This is a genomic window from Arthrobacter sp. Leaf234, from assembly GCF_001422665.1.
In the GTDB taxonomy this organism is placed as follows: Bacteria; Actinomycetota; Actinomycetes; order Actinomycetales; family Micrococcaceae; genus Arthrobacter_D.
The window spans coordinates 303,503-319,156 of the sequence record NZ_LMLU01000001.1; the positions used below are offsets into that span (position 1 = coordinate 303,503).

General features: G+C 70.4%; 17 protein-coding genes and 1 pseudogene. 8 read left to right on the forward strand and 10 right to left on the reverse strand.

What is annotated here, in order from left to right; genetic code table 11:
• The first annotated feature begins 156 nt into the window (after positions 1 to 156).
• A complete protein-coding gene (locus ASF21_RS01365; RefSeq protein ID WP_055765761.1) occupies positions 157 to 1,110 on the forward strand; it encodes a manganese catalase family protein in 954 nt (317 codons plus the stop codon).
• Between the two features lie 98 nt (positions 1,111 to 1,208).
• Here ASF21_RS01365 and ASF21_RS16665 read toward each other — a convergent pair whose 3' ends face one another.
• The 5 genes from ASF21_RS16665 to ASF21_RS01385 all read right to left on the reverse strand — a co-directional run bounded on the left by ASF21_RS16665 (position 1,209) and on the right by ASF21_RS01385 (position 5,446).
• Positions 1,209 to 1,361, reverse strand: coding sequence for a hypothetical protein (locus tag ASF21_RS16665; protein ID WP_157365697.1), 153 nt, complete (start codon positions 1,359 to 1,361; stop codon positions 1,209 to 1,211).
• 152 nt (positions 1,362 to 1,513) lie between these two features.
• The gene (locus ASF21_RS01370) at positions 1,514 to 2,323 is read right to left on the reverse strand and encodes an ABC transporter ATP-binding protein (RefSeq protein ID WP_055765763.1); all 810 of its coding nucleotides are present in this window, start codon (positions 2,321 to 2,323) and stop codon (positions 1,514 to 1,516) included.
• Positions 2,320 to 3,378 (reverse strand): FecCD family ABC transporter permease, encoded by a 1,059-nt coding sequence (locus tag ASF21_RS01375; protein ID WP_200914762.1) that lies wholly within the window; start codon positions 3,376 to 3,378, stop codon positions 2,320 to 2,322. The genes ASF21_RS01370 and ASF21_RS01375 overlap by 4 nt, the downstream gene beginning before the upstream one ends.
• A complete protein-coding gene (locus ASF21_RS01380; protein ID WP_055765766.1) occupies positions 3,375 to 4,418 on the reverse strand; it encodes a FecCD family ABC transporter permease in 1,044 nt (347 codons plus the stop codon). Before ASF21_RS01380 ends, ASF21_RS01375 begins: the two co-directional genes overlap by 4 nt.
• Entirely contained in the window at positions 4,418 to 5,446 is a 1,029-nt protein-coding gene (locus ASF21_RS01385; protein ID WP_055765769.1) for an iron-siderophore ABC transporter substrate-binding protein, read from the reverse strand. Before ASF21_RS01385 ends, ASF21_RS01380 begins: the two co-directional genes overlap by 1 nt.
• Before the next feature lie 225 nt (positions 5,447 to 5,671).
• On the opposite strand from ASF21_RS01385, the gene ASF21_RS01390 reads away from it, so the two are divergent.
• Positions 5,672 to 6,070, forward strand: a complete 399-nt coding sequence (locus ASF21_RS01390; RefSeq protein WP_055765772.1) for a VOC family protein — start codon at positions 5,672 to 5,674, stop codon at positions 6,068 to 6,070.
• A 129-nt stretch (positions 6,071 to 6,199) separates the two neighbouring features.
• Here ASF21_RS01390 and ASF21_RS01395 read toward each other — a convergent pair whose 3' ends face one another.
• Positions 6,200 to 7,078: a YsnF/AvaK domain-containing protein gene (locus tag ASF21_RS01395; protein ID WP_055765775.1), complete on the reverse strand. Its 879-nt coding sequence runs from the start codon at positions 7,076 to 7,078 to the stop codon at positions 6,200 to 6,202.
• Positions 7,079 to 7,219: 141 nt separating this feature from the next.
• On the opposite strand from ASF21_RS01395, the pseudogene ASF21_RS01400 reads away from it, so the two are divergent.
• Positions 7,220 to 7,492: pseudogene (locus ASF21_RS01400) on the forward strand (low temperature requirement protein A); the annotation flags it as partial.
• Here ASF21_RS01400 and ASF21_RS01405 read toward each other — a convergent pair.
• Both ASF21_RS01405 and ASF21_RS01410 read right to left on the reverse strand, forming a co-directional pair.
• Positions 7,482 to 8,408, reverse strand: coding sequence for an AEC family transporter (locus tag ASF21_RS01405; protein WP_055765781.1), 927 nt, complete (start codon positions 8,406 to 8,408; stop codon positions 7,482 to 7,484). The pseudogene ASF21_RS01400 and the gene ASF21_RS01405 sit on opposite strands and share 11 nt — an antisense overlap.
• Positions 8,409 to 8,445: 37 nt before the next feature.
• Complete coding sequence (locus ASF21_RS01410; RefSeq protein ID WP_055768908.1) at positions 8,446 to 9,087, reverse strand: alpha/beta hydrolase; 642 nt, start codon at positions 9,085 to 9,087, stop codon at positions 8,446 to 8,448.
• 94 nt (positions 9,088 to 9,181) lie between these two features.
• On the opposite strand from ASF21_RS01410, the gene ASF21_RS17220 reads away from it, so the two are divergent.
• Positions 9,182 to 9,679, forward strand: coding sequence for a hypothetical protein (locus ASF21_RS17220; protein ID WP_235498619.1), 498 nt, complete (start codon positions 9,182 to 9,184; stop codon positions 9,677 to 9,679).
• An 84-nt stretch (positions 9,680 to 9,763) separates the two neighbouring features.
• On the opposite strand, the gene ASF21_RS01420 is transcribed toward ASF21_RS17220, so the two are convergent.
• A complete protein-coding gene (locus ASF21_RS01420) occupies positions 9,764 to 10,069 on the reverse strand; it encodes a DUF4193 domain-containing protein (RefSeq protein WP_055765785.1) in 306 nt (101 codons plus the stop codon).
• Positions 10,070 to 10,386: 317 nt separating this feature from the next.
• Between ASF21_RS01420 and ASF21_RS01425 the strand changes: the two genes are divergently transcribed.
• Together ASF21_RS01425 and ASF21_RS01430 are read left to right on the forward strand one after the other, a co-directional pair.
• The gene (locus ASF21_RS01425; RefSeq protein ID WP_414826591.1) at positions 10,387 to 11,187 is read left to right on the forward strand and encodes an SDR family NAD(P)-dependent oxidoreductase; all 801 of its coding nucleotides are present in this window, start codon (positions 10,387 to 10,389) and stop codon (positions 11,185 to 11,187) included.
• The gene (locus ASF21_RS01430; protein ID WP_157365698.1) at positions 11,184 to 12,047 is read left to right on the forward strand and encodes a DNA-3-methyladenine glycosylase family protein; all 864 of its coding nucleotides are present in this window, start codon (positions 11,184 to 11,186) and stop codon (positions 12,045 to 12,047) included. Before ASF21_RS01425 ends, ASF21_RS01430 begins: the two co-directional genes overlap by 4 nt.
• A gap of 6 nt (positions 12,048 to 12,053) precedes the next feature.
• Here the strand turns inward: ASF21_RS01430 and ASF21_RS01435 are convergent, their stop codons facing one another.
• Positions 12,054 to 13,277: a PucR family transcriptional regulator gene (locus tag ASF21_RS01435; RefSeq protein WP_055765788.1), complete on the reverse strand. Its 1,224-nt coding sequence runs from the start codon at positions 13,275 to 13,277 to the stop codon at positions 12,054 to 12,056.
• A gap of 83 nt (positions 13,278 to 13,360) precedes the next feature.
• On the opposite strand from ASF21_RS01435, the gene ASF21_RS01440 reads away from it, so the two are divergent.
• Positions 13,361 to 14,461 (forward strand): ferredoxin reductase, encoded by a 1,101-nt coding sequence (locus ASF21_RS01440; RefSeq protein ID WP_055765791.1) that lies wholly within the window; start codon positions 13,361 to 13,363, stop codon positions 14,459 to 14,461.
• A 24-nt stretch (positions 14,462 to 14,485) separates the two neighbouring features.
• A complete protein-coding gene (locus ASF21_RS01445; protein WP_055765794.1) occupies positions 14,486 to 15,631 on the forward strand; it encodes a fatty acid desaturase family protein in 1,146 nt (381 codons plus the stop codon).
• Positions 15,632 to 15,654 lie beyond the last annotated feature (23 nt).

Here is a 15,654-nt window from a genome sequence, read left to right on the forward strand (position 1 = left end):
CCGCGGGCTGCCGCCGTCGTGATGATTCCGCCGGTGCCGCCGATCAGGGTGGTTCTGGCAACCCCCACCACAGAAAAGCAAGGGTGGTTGTGAGGTCGACTTCTCGGGACGAGTGTGGGAATCGAGTGGCATTCTGCCGCTCCCTGAGGAGGTCCCATGTTCTTCCACGTCCAGCAGCTCATCAACGAGATCATCCCCGACGAGCCGGATCCCGCCGCAGCCAACGCCCTGCAGGAGGGCCTCGGCGGACAGTTCGGCGAGATGCGCACCATGATGCAGTACCTGTTCCAGAGCATGAACTTCCGCGGCGCGGCCGCCAAGCCCTACCGTGACCTGATCCAGGGCATCGGCACGGAGGAGATCAGCCATGTCGAACTGATCGGCACGACCATCTCCCGGCTCCTCGACGGCTCACCCCGCTACCAGGGCACGCTCGACGACCCGCTGGACACCCCCGGCGCCGGTGGCGCGATCCCGCTGAACCTCGCCCTGTCCCAGGGCAACATCCACCACTACCTCGTGGGAGCTCAGGGTGCCATGCCGGTGGACTCGGCCGGTAATCCCTGGAGCGGAAGCTACGTCTACAACTCGGGCAACCTGCCGCTGGACCTCCTGTACAACCTGATGCTCGAGGCGACCGGCCGGCTCCAGAAGTGCCGGATGTACGAGATGACGGACAACAAGACCGCCCGCTCCACCATCGCCTACCTGATCGTCCGCGACCAGGCACACGAGAACGGCTACGCCAAGGCCCTCGAGACGCTCGGCGTGAAGTGGCAAGCGCTGCTGCCCATCCCCAAGACCAACGCCGAGCAGTTCCCGGAGGTCAAGAAGCTCCTCGACCTCGGGCTGCAGAGCAAGCAGTACACCTTCGACCTCAAGGGGCAGTCGGAGGCCGGGAAGATCTACCAGGGGCTGTCCCCGTCGAACGACGGCACCCAGCTGGACGCCAGCGAGCAGGCCCCGCAGGGTGTGCCGTCGGAGATCGCGCCCGAGCGCCTGGAGGAGTTCGCCCCCGGGCTGGACCCCGCGCTGCTCGAGCTCATCCAGGCGACGGCGGACCTGGAGATGGCGGACATCGATGCGATGTTCGGACCGGTCGAGAAGTAGTCCTGCCCGAACGACGGAAGGGGCGCCCGCTGCTGCGGGCGCCCCTTCTGCGTCTACCCCGTCCAGCCGTGCCGCTACGTCGGCCCGGCCGGAGCGGGTCAGCTGTTCTCGGTGCGCACCGGGCTGTCGGTCTCCTCGAGGGGTGAGCCCTCCTCGGCCTCGTCGGCCAGTTCCTTATGTCCCTCCAGGGACTCGGACAGCTGCTGGTCGGCGCTCGGATCGTGCTGGGGCTTCTCGTCGTGAGTACTCATGGGACGTCCTTCCGGTGGGATGGTGCCTGGTCGGTCCGACGCGGCAGCGGTGCTCGTCCGACGTCGTCCCGTCAGCCTACGCCTATCATCAGCAGGCTTGGTATCCCCCGCAGGCGGCGCGACGGCGGCGCCCCCGCCCCGCATCCGGCGGGTCAGCGCTCCGTGGTCGTGTGGTGCCGGCCGAGCGGGAGCATGAGCGGCTTGTTCGACATAGGATCCACGACCACGCGGCTGTCCAGCCCGAACACCGCCCGGATGGTGTCCTCGGTCAGCACCTCGGCCGGGGTGCCGAGCGCATGGACCCGTCCGTCGGTGAGGGCGATGAGGTGGTCCGCGTAGCGCGCGGCGAGATTCAGGTCGTGGAGCACGATCACGATGGTGGTCCCGCGGGACCGGTTGAGGTCCGTGAGGAGATCGAGCACCTCGAGTTGGTGGCTGACGTCGAGGAACGTGGTGGGTTCGTCCAGCAGCAGGATGTCCGTCTGCTGCGCCAGGGCCATCGCGATCCACACGCGCTGCCGCTGCCCGCCGGAGAGCTCGTCCACCGGCCGGTCCGCGAGCGCAGCCGTCTCGGTGGCGGTGAGGGCGTCCGCCACGGCCTGGTCGTCGGCCGGCGTCCACCGGGAGAACAGGCCCTGGTGCGGATGCCGCCCGCGGCCCACGAGGTCCGCGACCGTGATGCCCTCGGGTGCGGTGGGCGATTGCGGCAGGAGCCCCAGTGTCCGTGCCAGCTCCTTGGCCGGTGTCTGGTGCACCGCCCGCCCATCGAGGACCACCTGCCCGCCGCGGGGTGCGAGGAGCCGGGACATGGCGCGGAGCAGGGTGGACTTCCCGCAGGCGTTGGCCCCGACGATCACCGAGATGCCACCCATGGGCACCTGCAGATCGAGGCCCTCCACGACGGTCCGGTCCCCGTATCCGACCGTCAGGTCCAGGGCGTTCAGCGTATGGGCAGTGGTCACAGCGAGCCTCCCGAGCGGTTGGTCCGCACGATCAGATAGACGAGGTAGGGCGCGCCCAGCACACCGGTGATGACGCCGACCGGGTAGCGGACGTCGAAGGCGTACTGGCCGAGGAAGTCGGCCGTCACCACCAGCAGGCTGCCCACCAGGGCGGAGGGGATGAGCAGCGACGCGCCGGGGCCGACGATCCGCGCGGCGATGGGCCCCGAGAGGAAGGCGACGAACGCGATCGGCCCGGCAGCCGCCGTCGCGAACGCGATGAGGCCGACGGCGGCGATGATCACGATGATGCGCGTGCGCTCGACGCGGACCCCGAGGGCCGCCGCGGCGTCGTCGCCCAGCTGGGACGTGGACAGGTTCCGGGACTGGGTCAGGAGGACGGGCGCGAGCACCGCGAGGGCGATGGCCACGGGCACCACCTCGGACCAGCGGGCCCCGTTCAGGCTGCCGGTCAGCCAGCGCGAGGCCTCCTGCAGGTCCCACTGCGCGGCCTTGCTCAGGACGTACGCCGTGAGGCTGTCCAGCATGGCGGCGATCCCGATGCCGATCAGGATCAGGCGCGTCCCGACGACGCCGCCCTTGAAGGACAGCCCGTAGACCAGGAGGGCGATCCCGAGACCGGCGATGATCGCGAAGATCGAGACCTGCGTGGCGCCGAGTCCGAGCGTGATGATGGCGAAGGCCGCCGCGGCGCTCGCACCCGCGCTGATCCCGATGATGTCCGGGCTCGCGAGCGGGTTCCGCAGCATGGTCTGGAACGTCACGCCGCCGATCCCGAAGCAGAGGCCCGCGATGACCGCGAGGGTGGCGCGCGGGAGCCGGAGGCGCCCCACGGTGAAGCTCGCGCCGTCGATGTCCTGCCCCAGGACCACCCCGAGGACCTCGCGGGGGGAGTAGGTGGTCTGCCCGACACACAGGGAGACGATGAAGGCGACGACGATCAGGGCGGCGAGGACACCGACCACGAGGCGTCGCCGAGCCGTGCGGCGCCGTCGCCCCTGCGCGATCTCACCGGCGGTGATGCCGACGCGCGGTGGTGCCTGCAGCGCTGTCACAGTTCACGCACCTTCTGCCGTCGGACGATGTAGATGAAGAAGGGGGCACCCACGAGCGCGGTGATGATGCCGACGTCGATCTCCTCGGGGCGCGCCACGATCCGCCCGAGGACGTCGGTGGACGTGAGGAGGATGGCCCCGAGGACGGCGGAGAGGGGCAGCAGCCAGCGGTGGTCCACGCCGATCAGCAGGCGGCAGGCGTGCGGGACCACGAGGCCCACGAAGCCGATGGGCCCGGTCACGGCGGTCACCGCCCCACACAGGAGGACGGCGCCGAAGGCGGCGAGCCCCCGCGCCACGGCCACGCGTTCGCCGAGCCCGGCCGCCAGCTCGTCGCCGAGGGCCAGGGAGTTGAGCGAGCGGGCGGAGAGGAGGCTGAGGAGGAGGCCGACGGCGAGGAACGGGAGCACCTGGGAGATGCTCGAGAAGGTGCCTCCGCCCACACCACCGATCAGCCAGGACCGCACGCTACCCGAGATGTCACCGCGCGGGAGCACGACGGCGCTGATGAGCGAGGTCAGCGCGGCAGAGGTGGCGGCACCGGCCAGCGCGAGCTTCAGGGGCGTCGCTCCGCCGCGACCGAGCGAGCCCACCACGTAGACGAACACGGCGGTGACGGAGGCGCCGGCGATGGCCACCCAGATGTAGCCCGTCGCCGAGCTCAGGCCGACGGTCGCGATCGCGGTGACGACGGCGAGGGAGGCTCCGGTGTTGACCCCGAGGATCCCGGGGTCGGCGAGCGGGTTGCGGGTGACGCCCTGCATGACCGCCCCGGAGAGGCCGAGTGCCGCACCGGCGAGCACCGCGAGCAGGGTCCGCGGGATCCGCTTGGCCACCGCCGCCTCGTTGAAGCCGTCCGTCGATCCGCCCAGGGCCGCGATCACGTCGGCGAGCGACACGTCGCGTGAGCCGATGCCCACGGACGCGAAGGCCACCGCCCCCAGCACGGCGAGGGCGATGACGAGCCAGAACGGCCGGAGCCGTCGCAGTCCCCGCGCGGTGGCGGGCGCTGCGACGGCCGGCGGGGCGGACGGGGGCACTAGGCGTTGTCTGCGGCGTCCGAGAGGAGCGTGAGGTAGTCCTCGAGCACCCACGAGATGGACAGCGGCGTGGGGTTGGCCGCGGTGCCCACGGGCGTGGTGCCGGGAAGGTTCACGACAGCTTTGTTGGCGACCGCGGGGATCTGCGAGAGCAGCGGATCGGCCTCGAGCGTGGAGACCAGTTCGTCGTCGCCGTACGTGACGATGATGTCGACGTCGTCCAGCACGTCGGCCTGCTCGGTGCTGATGGTCCCGGAGAAGAGGTCGGTCTCCGCGGATGCGGTGGCGACGCTCGCCGGTGTGGCGAGGCCGAGGTCCTCGAAGAACATGGCCCGGGTGTCGTGCGTGGTGTAGTAGCTGACCTCGCTGAGGTCCGTGGGGTCCACGTGCGTCATGAACATGGTCTTCTTGCCGGCGATGCCGGGGAATTCCGCGGTGGCGTCGCTGATCTGCTGGTCGAGGTCCGCGATCAGCTCCTTGCCCTCCTCGGCCATGCCCATGCCGGCGCTGTTGAGCTCGATCATCTCGCGCCACGGGGTGCCCCAGGCGGTCTCGGGGAAGGCGACGACGGGGGCGATCTCGCTGAGGGTGTCGTAGTCCTCCTGCGTAAGGCCCGAGTACGCCGCGAGGATGACGTCCGGCGCGGTATCCGCGACGGCCTCGAAGTCGATGCCGTCGGTCTCGTCGAACAGCACGGGCGTCTCGCCGCCCAGCTCATCGAGCTTCTCGGTCACCCAGGGGAGGACGCCGTCGCCGTCGTCGTCACCGAAGGTGGCGGCCGCCATGCCGACGGGGACGACGCCGAGCGCGAGGGGCACCTCCTGGTTGGCCCAGGCCACGGTCGCCACGCGCTCCGGCTTCTCCTCGATGGTGGTGGTCCCGAAGCCGTGCTCGATGGTGATGGGCTCGAAGCCGGCGCTGGAGGGTGCCTCGGCGGCGGACTCGGCGGCCGGCGTGGAGCAGGCAGCGAGCGCGACGGTCATGGCTGCGGCGGCAGCGAGGGCGAGGAGTTTCGGGGCGCGGAGCATGGGGGCCTTCCAGGGGTGACGACAATGACGGGTACCGGCGTGCTACCGGTCGGATCGACCCTCGGAGCATCAGGTAAGGATTACCTTAGCAGGGATTAGCGCACGCGAGTGTGACGTTATTCCGACGCCGCATTCGGCCGTACCGCCCGGCCCGCCGACAGCCATGCGGACACTCCCTGACCGCGAGGACGTGCGCCCGGTGCAGTCGGGGAGCACAATCCGGGCATGACTCTGCGCTGGTACTCCACCGTCATCGAATCCACCGATCACCGTGCGCTGGCGCGCTGGTGGGCCGAGGCACTCGGGTGGGAGGTCATGTTCGACACCGACGAGGAAGCTGTCCTCGTACCGCCCTGGGCTCGCGATCTCGGCTCGAAGCTGGCCTTCGAGCAGGTGCCGCCCGGACTCGTGTTCGTGCCCGTGGAGCACGCCAAGGAGGGGAAGAACCGCCTGCACCTCGATTTCGCGCCACACACGAGCCAGGATCGGGACGCCGAGATCGAGCGCCTCGTGCGCCTCGGGGCGACGCGCACCGACGTGGGCCAGGGCCCGGACGTCAGCTGGGAAGTCCTCGCCGACCCGGACGGCAACGAGTTCTGTGTGCTGTCCTCGCGGGAGTACTGATCCCCGGCCCGAGTCCGATCCGGCGGGAGGCGCGACCCGCCGGACATGACGAAGGACCGCCGGACGGCAGCTCCGACGGTCCTTCATCGCATCCTTCGGGTGGAGCCGCTCGGCCCCGCCCGTCCTCCGTCAGAGTTCGATGCGCTCCGTCTCGATGACTTCCTTACGGACCTGGCCGCCCACCGTCTCGTCGTGGGTGTGCGCCTCACGGCTGACACGCACCCGCTCGATGGGCACCACGTCCATCTCGACGCGGGGCTTCTCCTCGTACAGGACCAGTTCGACGACGTCCCCGCTGAAGGCCGTCTCCACCGCCGAGTACAGGCGCTCGCGCTCGGCCTTGCTGAAGGTGCCCGAGCCGTCGTCGTAGAGGGGCTTGCCGTCGCTGACCGGGACGCGCTCGACGACGAGCTCCTCGCGCCGGATCTGGACGGTCATGGTGACGTCCTCGGTGACCACGCGCTTGACCAGGCGCACCCGTTCCGTCTCCCGGAGTTCGGTGCCGACCCTCAGCTGCTCCTCGGAGCGCGTCATGGCCAGATCGCCGTCGTCGTCCGTCCCACCCGGGCCGGCACCGCGTCGCAGTCCCTGGTCGCGGCGCGGCTGCTCGGCACGCCCCGCGAAGGCGTCGGAGCGTGAGGACCGGTTGCCGCCGGTGGCGGGAGTCTCGTCGAGCGTCTCGTCCTTCGGCGCCATCAGGCCGTAGTAGCGCAGCAGGTGCTGCTCCTCCTCCGGGCTGAGGTGCCCGTCCTGGGACATCTTCGGTGACGAATGGACGGTGCCGTGCGGGTACGGCAGGCGGACGTCGTTCCCGTCGAGGACCGCATCGCGCAGCGGTGCGAAGGACTCCGGCTCGCCCGACGCGTGGGTGGTGATCGTGACCCAGCTGGGTTCGCCGGTGGCATCGTCGACGTAGAGGTGCCCCATCGGCCCGAGGACCGCCCCGTCCTCGCTCAGCACGTTGCCGCCGGCGTTCATCGAGTCCTTCATCTGGTCGAGCGTGATCATGGTGGCCCTTTCGACGTGGATCGTTCCTCCTCACCGTAGGGGCCGATCGACCTGATAGCAAGCATGCTTAGTACCGAACGTGGTTGCCGTCGGCACCGAAGCTCGGCGATCCGCTGATCCAGCCCTCCTCGCCTCCGCACGCGGCGCATCCACCACTCCGCCGCGCACCGGACGGAGCGCTACGGACGGGTGGTCATCCTGGCGCTCGGTGCATCGCTCGTCGCGATCGCTGTCGGTGCGGCCCAGGAACCGGTCAGCGTCCCGATCCTCCTCGGCGCGGTCGTCGGCGTCGCACTCTCGGTGTGTTTGTGGTGGCTGCACTTCGACGACACGTCCATCGCCGTCGAACACCGCGTGCGGCTTTCTGGCACCGGGTCGGTGACGGCGCGATCAGCCGGTGCGATCAGCCGGTGAAGGCCCTGATGACCAGGAAGACCACGGGCAGGTAGAGGACGCCCGCCACGGTCTGCAGGGTGATGATCGAGGCCATGAGCCGGGAATCACCGCCGAGCGCCCTCGCCATGACGTAGGCCGAGGACGCGGTGGGCAGGGAGAGGAAGAGGATCACCGTTGCCGCCGGTTCGCCGGTGAGGCCCACCAGCAGGCAACCCGCGAGACCGAGTCCGGGCATCACCACGAACTTGACGGCGGTCGCGAGGCCCACGGCGCCGAGGTTGCGTCCCATGCTGCGCAGTTCCAGGGCAGCCCCGACGCACAGCAGGCCGAGCGGCAGGGACGCGGCACCGAGCGTCCGCGCCAGGCCCTCGACGCCCGGGGGCAGCCCGATCCCCGTGACATTCAGGCCGATGCCGATCACGCAGCCGAGGATCAGCGGGTTCGTGGCGATGCTGCGAACCGTCCCGCCGACCGTGAGCCGCTCCGCCCCGTACCGCGCGAAGCCGAGCGTGCAGACGACGTTGACGAGCGGCACGAGGATGGTGTTCGCGATCGCGGCGAGCGCCACGCCGTCGGGCCCGAACAGGGCGAGGGCGATGGAGAGGCCGAGGTAGTTGTTGAAGCGGATGCTCCCCTGCAGCACGGAGGTGAACGCGGGCCCGTCCAGGTCCAGCCACCGCTGCGCCACGACGAGTCCCAGGGCTGTCAGGACCACCGGGCCGGCGAGTACCGGTGCCATGAGGGCGATCGGCAACCCGCCGAGGTCCGCGGTCGCCGTGCCGTTGATGAACAGAGCGGGAAGCAGGACGAAATAGCACAGCCGCTCCGCGGGGGGCCAGAACGACGGCGCGAGGAACGCCCGTGCACGGATGCCGTAGCCGAGCGCGATCAGCCCGATCACCGGGCCGAGCGCCACGATGGTCTGCAGGATCACCGGGCGGCACCCCTGCCGGGGGTCAGGATCGGCGCGATCACCAGCCCCGGGCCTGCAGCCACTCGCTCGCCAGCCGGCTCCACTGGCCGGCGGCACCCTGCCCGTTCGCGAGGCCCAGACCGTGCTCACCCTCCTCGAAGACATGCAGGGCGTGCGGGACCCGGTGTGCGGCGAGCGCCTGCGCGAGCCGGTATGCGTGCTCGACCGGGACGGCCTCATCCGCCGCCGTGTGCCAGATGAAGAACGGCGGCGCCTCGGCGGTGACGAGACGGTCCAGGGAGGTCGAGGCGCGGAGCGCGTTCCCGGCGTCGGGCCCGAGGAGTTCGTCCTGCGAACCGCGATGTGTCGCAAGTTCCATGGACACGACCGGGTAGCCGAGCACCGCGGCGTCCACGCGCTCGGCCGGCTCGCCGGAGGGGGCCAAGGCTGCCTGCCCAGCAAGGTGTCCGCCGGCGGAGAAGCCCAGGAGGGCCACCCGGGCAGCGCCGGCCGCACGGACGCGCCGGACCTCGGAGCGGACGGCGTCGAGCGGTCCTGGGTGCCGGGTCTGCACGGGGTAGTCGAAGACGCTCGCGGACAGGCCGAACGAGCGCAGGCGCTCCGCGACCACCTCCGCCTCGTTGTCGGACAGCATGGTGTAGCCGCCGCCGGGCAGCACGATCACGTGGGAGGAATCCATCCCATCACCGTACTGGGCGGTCGCCCGCGTCACGATCGCGCGACGGTTCGACACGGCCCTGTCCCCGCACACCGACGGGTGGAGGATCTGGACCGTGGGAGATACCGGCAGCGACGGCGGGAGACGCGGCACGCGGGTGCACCTCGGCCTCGGCGCGGCCGTCGTGGCGGCGCTGCTGTGCAGTGCAGCCTGCGGGAATGGCCCGGGCGGCTTCCTCCGGCAGCCCGCCTGCCTGCCCCCGCCGTACGTCGTCGCCCCCGATCAGATACGTGCCGGCGGGACGGTGGGGATCGAAGCGGACTGCGATCCGAGGTACGGCGGTGCGGCGCAGGTCGAGGTGTTCGTCACCACGATCGACGGCGGGCGCATCCTCCGGGAGCTCGCACCCATGACCGACGCGGGCGGTTTCTCCACCGAGGTCGTGGTGCCCCCGGGGACGCCACCCGGGGAGTACCTCGTGTCCGCGTACCCGTACGGCATCGACTGGTGCGACGACACCGGGGTCAACAACCGCCTGTCCCGCGGTGCGGGGGACGGCCTGGTCCGGGTGTCCTGCGCCGCGGCGGGCCTGCCGCTCGTCGTCCTGCCCTGACCTGCAGCGGCGCCCGGCCGGACCTGTGGACGAAGAAAGCCCCCGGCCATCGGGCCAGGGGCTTTGCGTACGTCCGGAGGGGTGTCAGCCTTCGCACTCGGTGCAGTACTTCTCGCCGTTCTTCTCACGGGCGAGCTGGCTGCGGTGGTGCACCAGGAAGCAGGACATGCAGGTGAATTCGTCCTCCTGCTGCGGGATGACCTGGATGAGGAGTTCCTCGTGGGAGAGGTCGGCCCCGGGGAGGTCGATGCCTTCAGCGGTCTCGCCGTCCTCGACGTCGATCAGTGCGGTCTGCGTGGTCGCACTCCGCTGTGCCTGGATCGCTTCGAGGGACTCGTTGGCCGGCTGGTCTTCCGGGCGAACGCGTGGCTCGTCGTAGTCGGTTGCCATGGGGGTAGATCTCCTTCTATGGGCGGGAATGACGCCCAGATGCCACTCTCAACCTCGGGGGAGGTGGAAGTATTCCATATACCGGGAGCAATATACCTGCTGGCGCTGAGGTTTTTCTCCACCCGTCACCAGCGCATCGAACCGCACTTCATTGTGACGCGATGGCTCCGGCGTGATAGGTGTCGCCAGGCCCCCGCTCCGTGTCCAGCATCACGTTCGCCCGGTCCGTCGCGGCGGGGCGGAGGGACCCCGCGACCATCCCCGCGCCGTCGTCGTAGGGTGTATCCGAGACCCGCCGAACGCTGAAGGAGCTTCCCATGGCACTGGCACTCGACCTCAGCCGCAGGACCGCCCTGGTCACCGGATCGACGCAGGGCATCGGGCTGGCCATCGCCCTGAGACTCGCTTCCGCCGGTGCCCGCGTGGGCGTCAACGGCCGCAGCAACCGCAGCGTCGCCCGCGCCATGGAAACCATCCACGGGGACGTACCCGATGCCGACCTCATTGCCGTCCCCGCCGACGTCACCACGGACGACGGCGTCGCGAAGGCCCTCGGCGTCCTGCCCGCCGTCGACGTCCTGGTCAACAACCTCGGCATCTTCGGCGCACAGCCGGCCCTGGAGATCGACGACGACGAGTGGCGCCGCTACTTCGAGGTCAACGTGCTCACCGCGATCCGCCTCACGCGCGCCTACCTCCCGGGGATGATCGGTGCGGGCTGGGGCCGCGTGCAGTACATCGCGAGTGACTCCGCCGTCGCCATCCCGGCCGAGATGATCCACTACGGCGTCTCCAAGACCGCGCTGCTCGCTGTCTCCCGCGGCTTCGCGAAGGAGGCCGCGGGGACGGGCGTGACCGTGAACTCGATCATCGCCGGGCCCACCCACACCGGCGGCGTCGAGGACTTCGTCTACCAGCTGGTGGACAAGGACCTTCCGTGGGAGGACGCCCAGAAGCAGTTCATGAAGGACCACCGGCCGCAGTCCCTGCTGCAGCGCCTGATCGAACCCGAGGAGATCGCGAACATGGTCGCCTACCTCGCGTCGCCGCTCGCCTCGGCGACCACAGGGGCGGCGGTGCGGGTGGACGGCGGATACGTGGACTCCATCCTCCCGTGACGCGCAGCGCGGTCCTGACGCCGCACGGCGCCCTGGAGCCCGGCCCCATGGCCGCGATCCTCGCCAACCACGCCGTCCCGGAATGCGAGGTGACGGACCGGGACGGCCGGCGGCACACCCGGCTGCTCACGACGCCGGGCGGCCCGCGCCGGGTGACCGTCACCGTCCGGCCGGGCGACGTCGAACTCACCGCCGACACGGACGACGACGGCGAGTTCGCGCACCTCGTCACGACGACCCGCGCCTGGCTGGACCTCGACACGGACACGGAGGCGATCGCCCGCGCGTTCGACGCCGACCCACTCCTCGGCCCCCTGGTCCGCGAGCGCCCGGGTCTGCGCGCCGTCGGCTACCCCGAGCCGTTCGAGGCCGCGATCATGACGGTGCTCGGCCAGCAGGTGTCGGTGGCGGCCGGCGGGACGTTCGGTGGCAGGCTGGCCGCCGCCTACGGGACGCCGTCGCCGTCGGGCCTCACCGTGTTCCCCACGCCGGAAGCGATCGCGGCGGCGCCGCCCGAGGAGCTGCGTGCCGCCGTCGGGGTGACCCGCAGCCGGGCGGCCACGGTGCAGAACGTGGCGCGCGCCGTCGTCGGCGGGTTGTCCCTCGATCCCCTGGCAGAGCCTGTGCGCCTGAGGCGGGAACTCCTGGCCATCCCGGGCATCGGCCCGTGGTCGGCGGACTACCTCTCCGTCCGTGTGCTCCGCGACGCCGACGCCTTCACCCCGGGGGACCTGGTGGCACGCCGAGCCATGGGCAACCCGAGCATCCGGGACGCCGAGCGGAGATCCGAGGCATGGCGGCCCTACCGCGCCTACGCGCTGTTCCACCTCTGGACGTCCGCGACCTATCGCGGCGGCTGACCCGTCCTAGGCGGACGGGGCGGGCGTCCTGCGGACGCTCCGCAGGGCGATCTCCAGCTCGAAGCGGATCTTCGGGTCCCGAAGGTCGTCGCCGAAGAGTTCCCGCAGCTGCAGCACGCGGTACCCGACGGTCTGCCCGTGGATCCCCAGCTCCTCGGCGATCGGCGACCGCTGGCCCCAGTGCCGGAGCCACGCCAGGAGGGTGTCCTCGAGCTTCTGCCGCTGGTTCTCCGGCAGCTCCGCGAGCGGTGCGAGTCGACGGCGCGAGAGTTCACCGACCGCCGACGGTTCCGCCGCGAGCACCACCTCGGTCAGGTGCTCGTCCGCCCACACGGGCGGCTCGTCGTCGCCCTCGCGGGGCGGGAGCATGGACGCGGCGAGGATGGCCAGACGCAGGGACTCCGCGACCTGGTGCAGCTCCCCTGCGGGGCCGACGGCCGCGCTCCGTCCGGTCAGCGTCCGGTGGAGCTCAGCGCGGGACACCGCACCGCGCTCGGGCACCAGGGCGACGGCGTCGGAATCGCGCTCGATGACGATCGCCCCGGGCGCGAGCCGCTGCCGGAGTCCCTGGGCTCGGTCCAGCGGGAGGGTGACGACGACGACCTGCGCCGGCACGGTCCAGTCCGCCAGCTGCGCGGCCTGCCGCAGCGCCGTCTCGTCGGCCTTGCCGAGGAGCAGCAGCTCCAGGAGTTCGGCGCGCCGCCGGTCCACGGCGCCGGCCCGTTCCGACTGCTCGAACGCGTAGGCCTCCGCACTCACGGCCGAGAGCTCGTCGATGTACGCCATGATCGACTCCCCGAGATCCACAACCACAGCCGAGCCGAGTCCCGCGTCCATCGAGCGGCGGGACATCTCCCGGAACGTCACCCGCGCCCCCATCCTGTAGGCGCCGAGCAACGAATCCATGCTGCGCCCCTGACGGAATTCGCCGCGGCCCAGTCCCGCCACCAACTGGCGGCTCTGGTCGGAGAGGGCGGGCAGCCTCGTGCCCGGCAAGTCGAGAAACCGCTCCAGGGCGGCAGCCACTCCCATCCGCAGTCCGCGGCCGAAGCTCCCCTCGATGGGCCGGGCATAGGCGGGGACCAGCTGGGGGACCGCCTCGATGATGGCTTCCACCAAGTCCGCGTTGAGCGGCCGCAGCAGGTCGCTCACATCGGGCGGGAGAGCCAGCCACGGCGGTTCCGGTGGAGCGACGGCTACCTCGTCGGAACCCATATGGACGACCCCCATCTATTTCTCCGTGACAGTTCTTCTCCCCCAACTGTATGCCCGGGATGAAGATCTTTAGCGGCAGAGGCTATATCGTTAGGACAATGATCCGGTTCACGAAGCTGGCGCGTGCAGCATCCGCGCTGACCACCCCGCTCGCACCGGAAGACTTCCTCGCGCTGTTCAACCCGGTGTACTCCTCACGCCAGCTGCGCGGCGTCGTCACCCGTGTGGTCCACGAGACCGAGGACTCGGCCACCATCTACTTCCGCGCCGGCCACGGCTGGCATGCCCACAAGGCCGGCCAGTGGGCCCGCATCGGCGTGGAGCTCAACGGGGTACGCCAGTGGCGCTCCTACTCCCTCAGCAACGCCGCCGGCCATGATCCCGCCATCACCGTGAAGGACGCCGGATCCGTCTCGCACGTCCTGGTCCGCGACACCAAGCCCGGCGACGTCCTGTTCCTCGCACCTCCGCAGGGCGACTTCGTGCTCCCCGAGCACCCGCGGTCGCTGCTCATGCTCACCGCGGGCAGTGGCATCACCCCGGTGATGTCGATGATCCGCACGCTGATCCCGCGCCGCCCCGACGCCGACGTGGTCCTCATCAACTCCAACAGCACCCCCGAGAAGAGCCTGTTCCGGGAGGAACTGGACGAGCTCGCCGACCAGTTCTCCAACCTGACGGTCCGGCACTGGTTCACGAGTGCCCGCGGCCGCCTCGAGTTCACCGCGAAGACCATCGCCGACCTGTGCCCCGACTGGCGCGGCCGCGCGGCCTACGCCTGTGGCCCGGAAGGCTTCCTGAACGACGCCGAGGACCTGTGGCAGCGCGAGGCGGCGCTGGAGACGGCGCGCACCGTCCCGAACGTCGCCGCGGGCGCATCCGGCGGCGCCACGCTGACCATCGAGCGGTTCAGCACGGACCTGACGGCCGGCGCCGGGCACGACGGCGGCCTCGTCACCTTCGAGCAGTCGGACCGCGAGGTCCAGGCCGACGGCGACACCCCCCTGCTGGACATCGGCGAGGACGCCGGAGTCCTGATGCCGAGCGGCTGCCGCATGGGTATCTGCCACAGCTGCCTCATCCCGCTCCGCTCCGGCCAGGTCCGTGACCTGCGGACCGGTGAACTGCACAACGAGCCCGGCCAGCTCATCCAGACCTGTGTCTCGGCAGCCGCCGGGCCCGTGAACCTCGACCTGTAGATCCCCCCACCAGAGGAGTCCCCCATGACCACCACGCTGACCCGCCCCGGCGCCCTCGCGGCGTCGGGCCACCCCCTGGTCCGTCCCGATGCAGCCAAGCACCTGACGGACGAGCAGGTCGAGGAACTGGGCCGCGAGCTCGACGCCGTCCGCGACGAGATCCTCGCCAAGCGCGGCGCCACCGACGCCGCGTACATCCGCCGCATCATCCGGATCCAGCGCTCACTGGAGTTCGCCGGACGCGGCACCCTGCTGTTCAGCAAGTACAAGCCCGCCTGGTTCGCCGGGACCGCGATGCTGAGCGTCGCGAAGATCCTGGAGAACATGGAGATCGGGCACAACGTGCTGCACGGCCAGTGGGACTGGATGCGGGATCCCGACATCCACTCCACCACCTGGGAGTGGGACTTCGTGACGCCGGCGCGCTCCTGGCAGCACACCCACAACGATCTCCACCACCGCTGGACCAACGTCATCGGCAAGGACCGGGACATCGGATACAACCTGCTGCGCATGGACCCCGACCAGCCGTGGCGCCCCTTCAACCTGGGCAACCCACTGTACAACGCGATCCTCGCGCCGGTCTTCGAGTGGGGTATCGCCCTGTACGACCTCGAGATCCCGGAGTACAAGGAGGGCCTGAAGACCAAGGAGGCCATGAACCGCGACCTCAAGGCCGTGGGGGTCAAGGTGCTCAAGCAGTTCTCCAAGGACTATGCCGCGACGCCCGCCGTCGCGATGCTCACCGGCTCCGGCAAGCAGGCCCTCTACGGGACGCTGGCAGCCAACGCCATCCGCAACTTCTGGGCGCACGCCATCATCTTCTGCGGCCACTTCCCCGATGGGACGGACACGTTCACGGAGGAGGAGGTGGACGGAGAGACGCGCGGCGACTGGTACGTCCGCCAGATGATCGGCTCGGCCAACATCTCCGGCTCCAAGTTCATGCACCTGATGTCAGGAAACCTGTCCCACCAGATCGAGCACCACTGCTTCCCCGACCTGCCCTCCAACCGGTACGCCGAGGTCGCCGTGAAGGTCCGCGAGATCTGCATGCGCTACAAGCTGCCCTACACCACGGGCCCCCTGCCCAAGCAGGTCGGCTCCACCTGGGCCAAGATCTTCAAGCTGGCCCTGCCCCCGCGCAAGCAGAAGGCCGCCACGGCCTAGCCCGCGCGGCGGTTCCCCCGCTC

Excerpts from the sequence above, each read along its gene's own strand:
- ASF21_RS01365 (WP_055765761.1), top strand. The coding sequence starts at position 157 with ATGTTCTTCCACGTCCAGCAGCTCATCAACGAGATCATCCCCGACGAG.
- ASF21_RS16665 (WP_157365697.1), bottom strand. The coding sequence starts at position 1,361 with ATGAGTACTCACGACGAGAAGCCCCAGCACGATCCGAGCGCCGACCAG.
- ASF21_RS01385 (WP_055765769.1), bottom strand. The coding sequence starts at position 5,446 with ATGCTCCGCGCCCCGAAACTCCTCGCCCTCGCTGCCGCCGCAGCCATG.
- ASF21_RS01390 (WP_055765772.1), top strand. The coding sequence starts at position 5,672 with ATGACTCTGCGCTGGTACTCCACCGTCATCGAATCCACCGATCACCGT.
- ASF21_RS01395 (WP_055765775.1), bottom strand. The coding sequence starts at position 7,078 with ATGATCACGCTCGACCAGATGAAGGACTCGATGAACGCCGGCGGCAAC.
- ASF21_RS01410 (WP_055768908.1), bottom strand. The coding sequence starts at position 9,087 with ATGGATTCCTCCCACGTGATCGTGCTGCCCGGCGGCGGCTACACCATG.
- ASF21_RS01420 (WP_055765785.1), bottom strand. The coding sequence starts at position 10,069 with ATGGCAACCGACTACGACGAGCCACGCGTTCGCCCGGAAGACCAGCCG.
- ASF21_RS01425 (WP_414826591.1), top strand. The coding sequence starts at position 10,387 with ATGGCACTGGCACTCGACCTCAGCCGCAGGACCGCCCTGGTCACCGGA.
- ASF21_RS01435 (WP_055765788.1), bottom strand. The coding sequence starts at position 13,277 with ATGGGGGTCGTCCATATGGGTTCCGACGAGGTAGCCGTCGCTCCACCG.
- ASF21_RS01440 (WP_055765791.1), top strand. The coding sequence starts at position 13,361 with ATGATCCGGTTCACGAAGCTGGCGCGTGCAGCATCCGCGCTGACCACC.
- ASF21_RS01445 (WP_055765794.1), top strand. The coding sequence starts at position 14,486 with ATGACCACCACGCTGACCCGCCCCGGCGCCCTCGCGGCGTCGGGCCAC.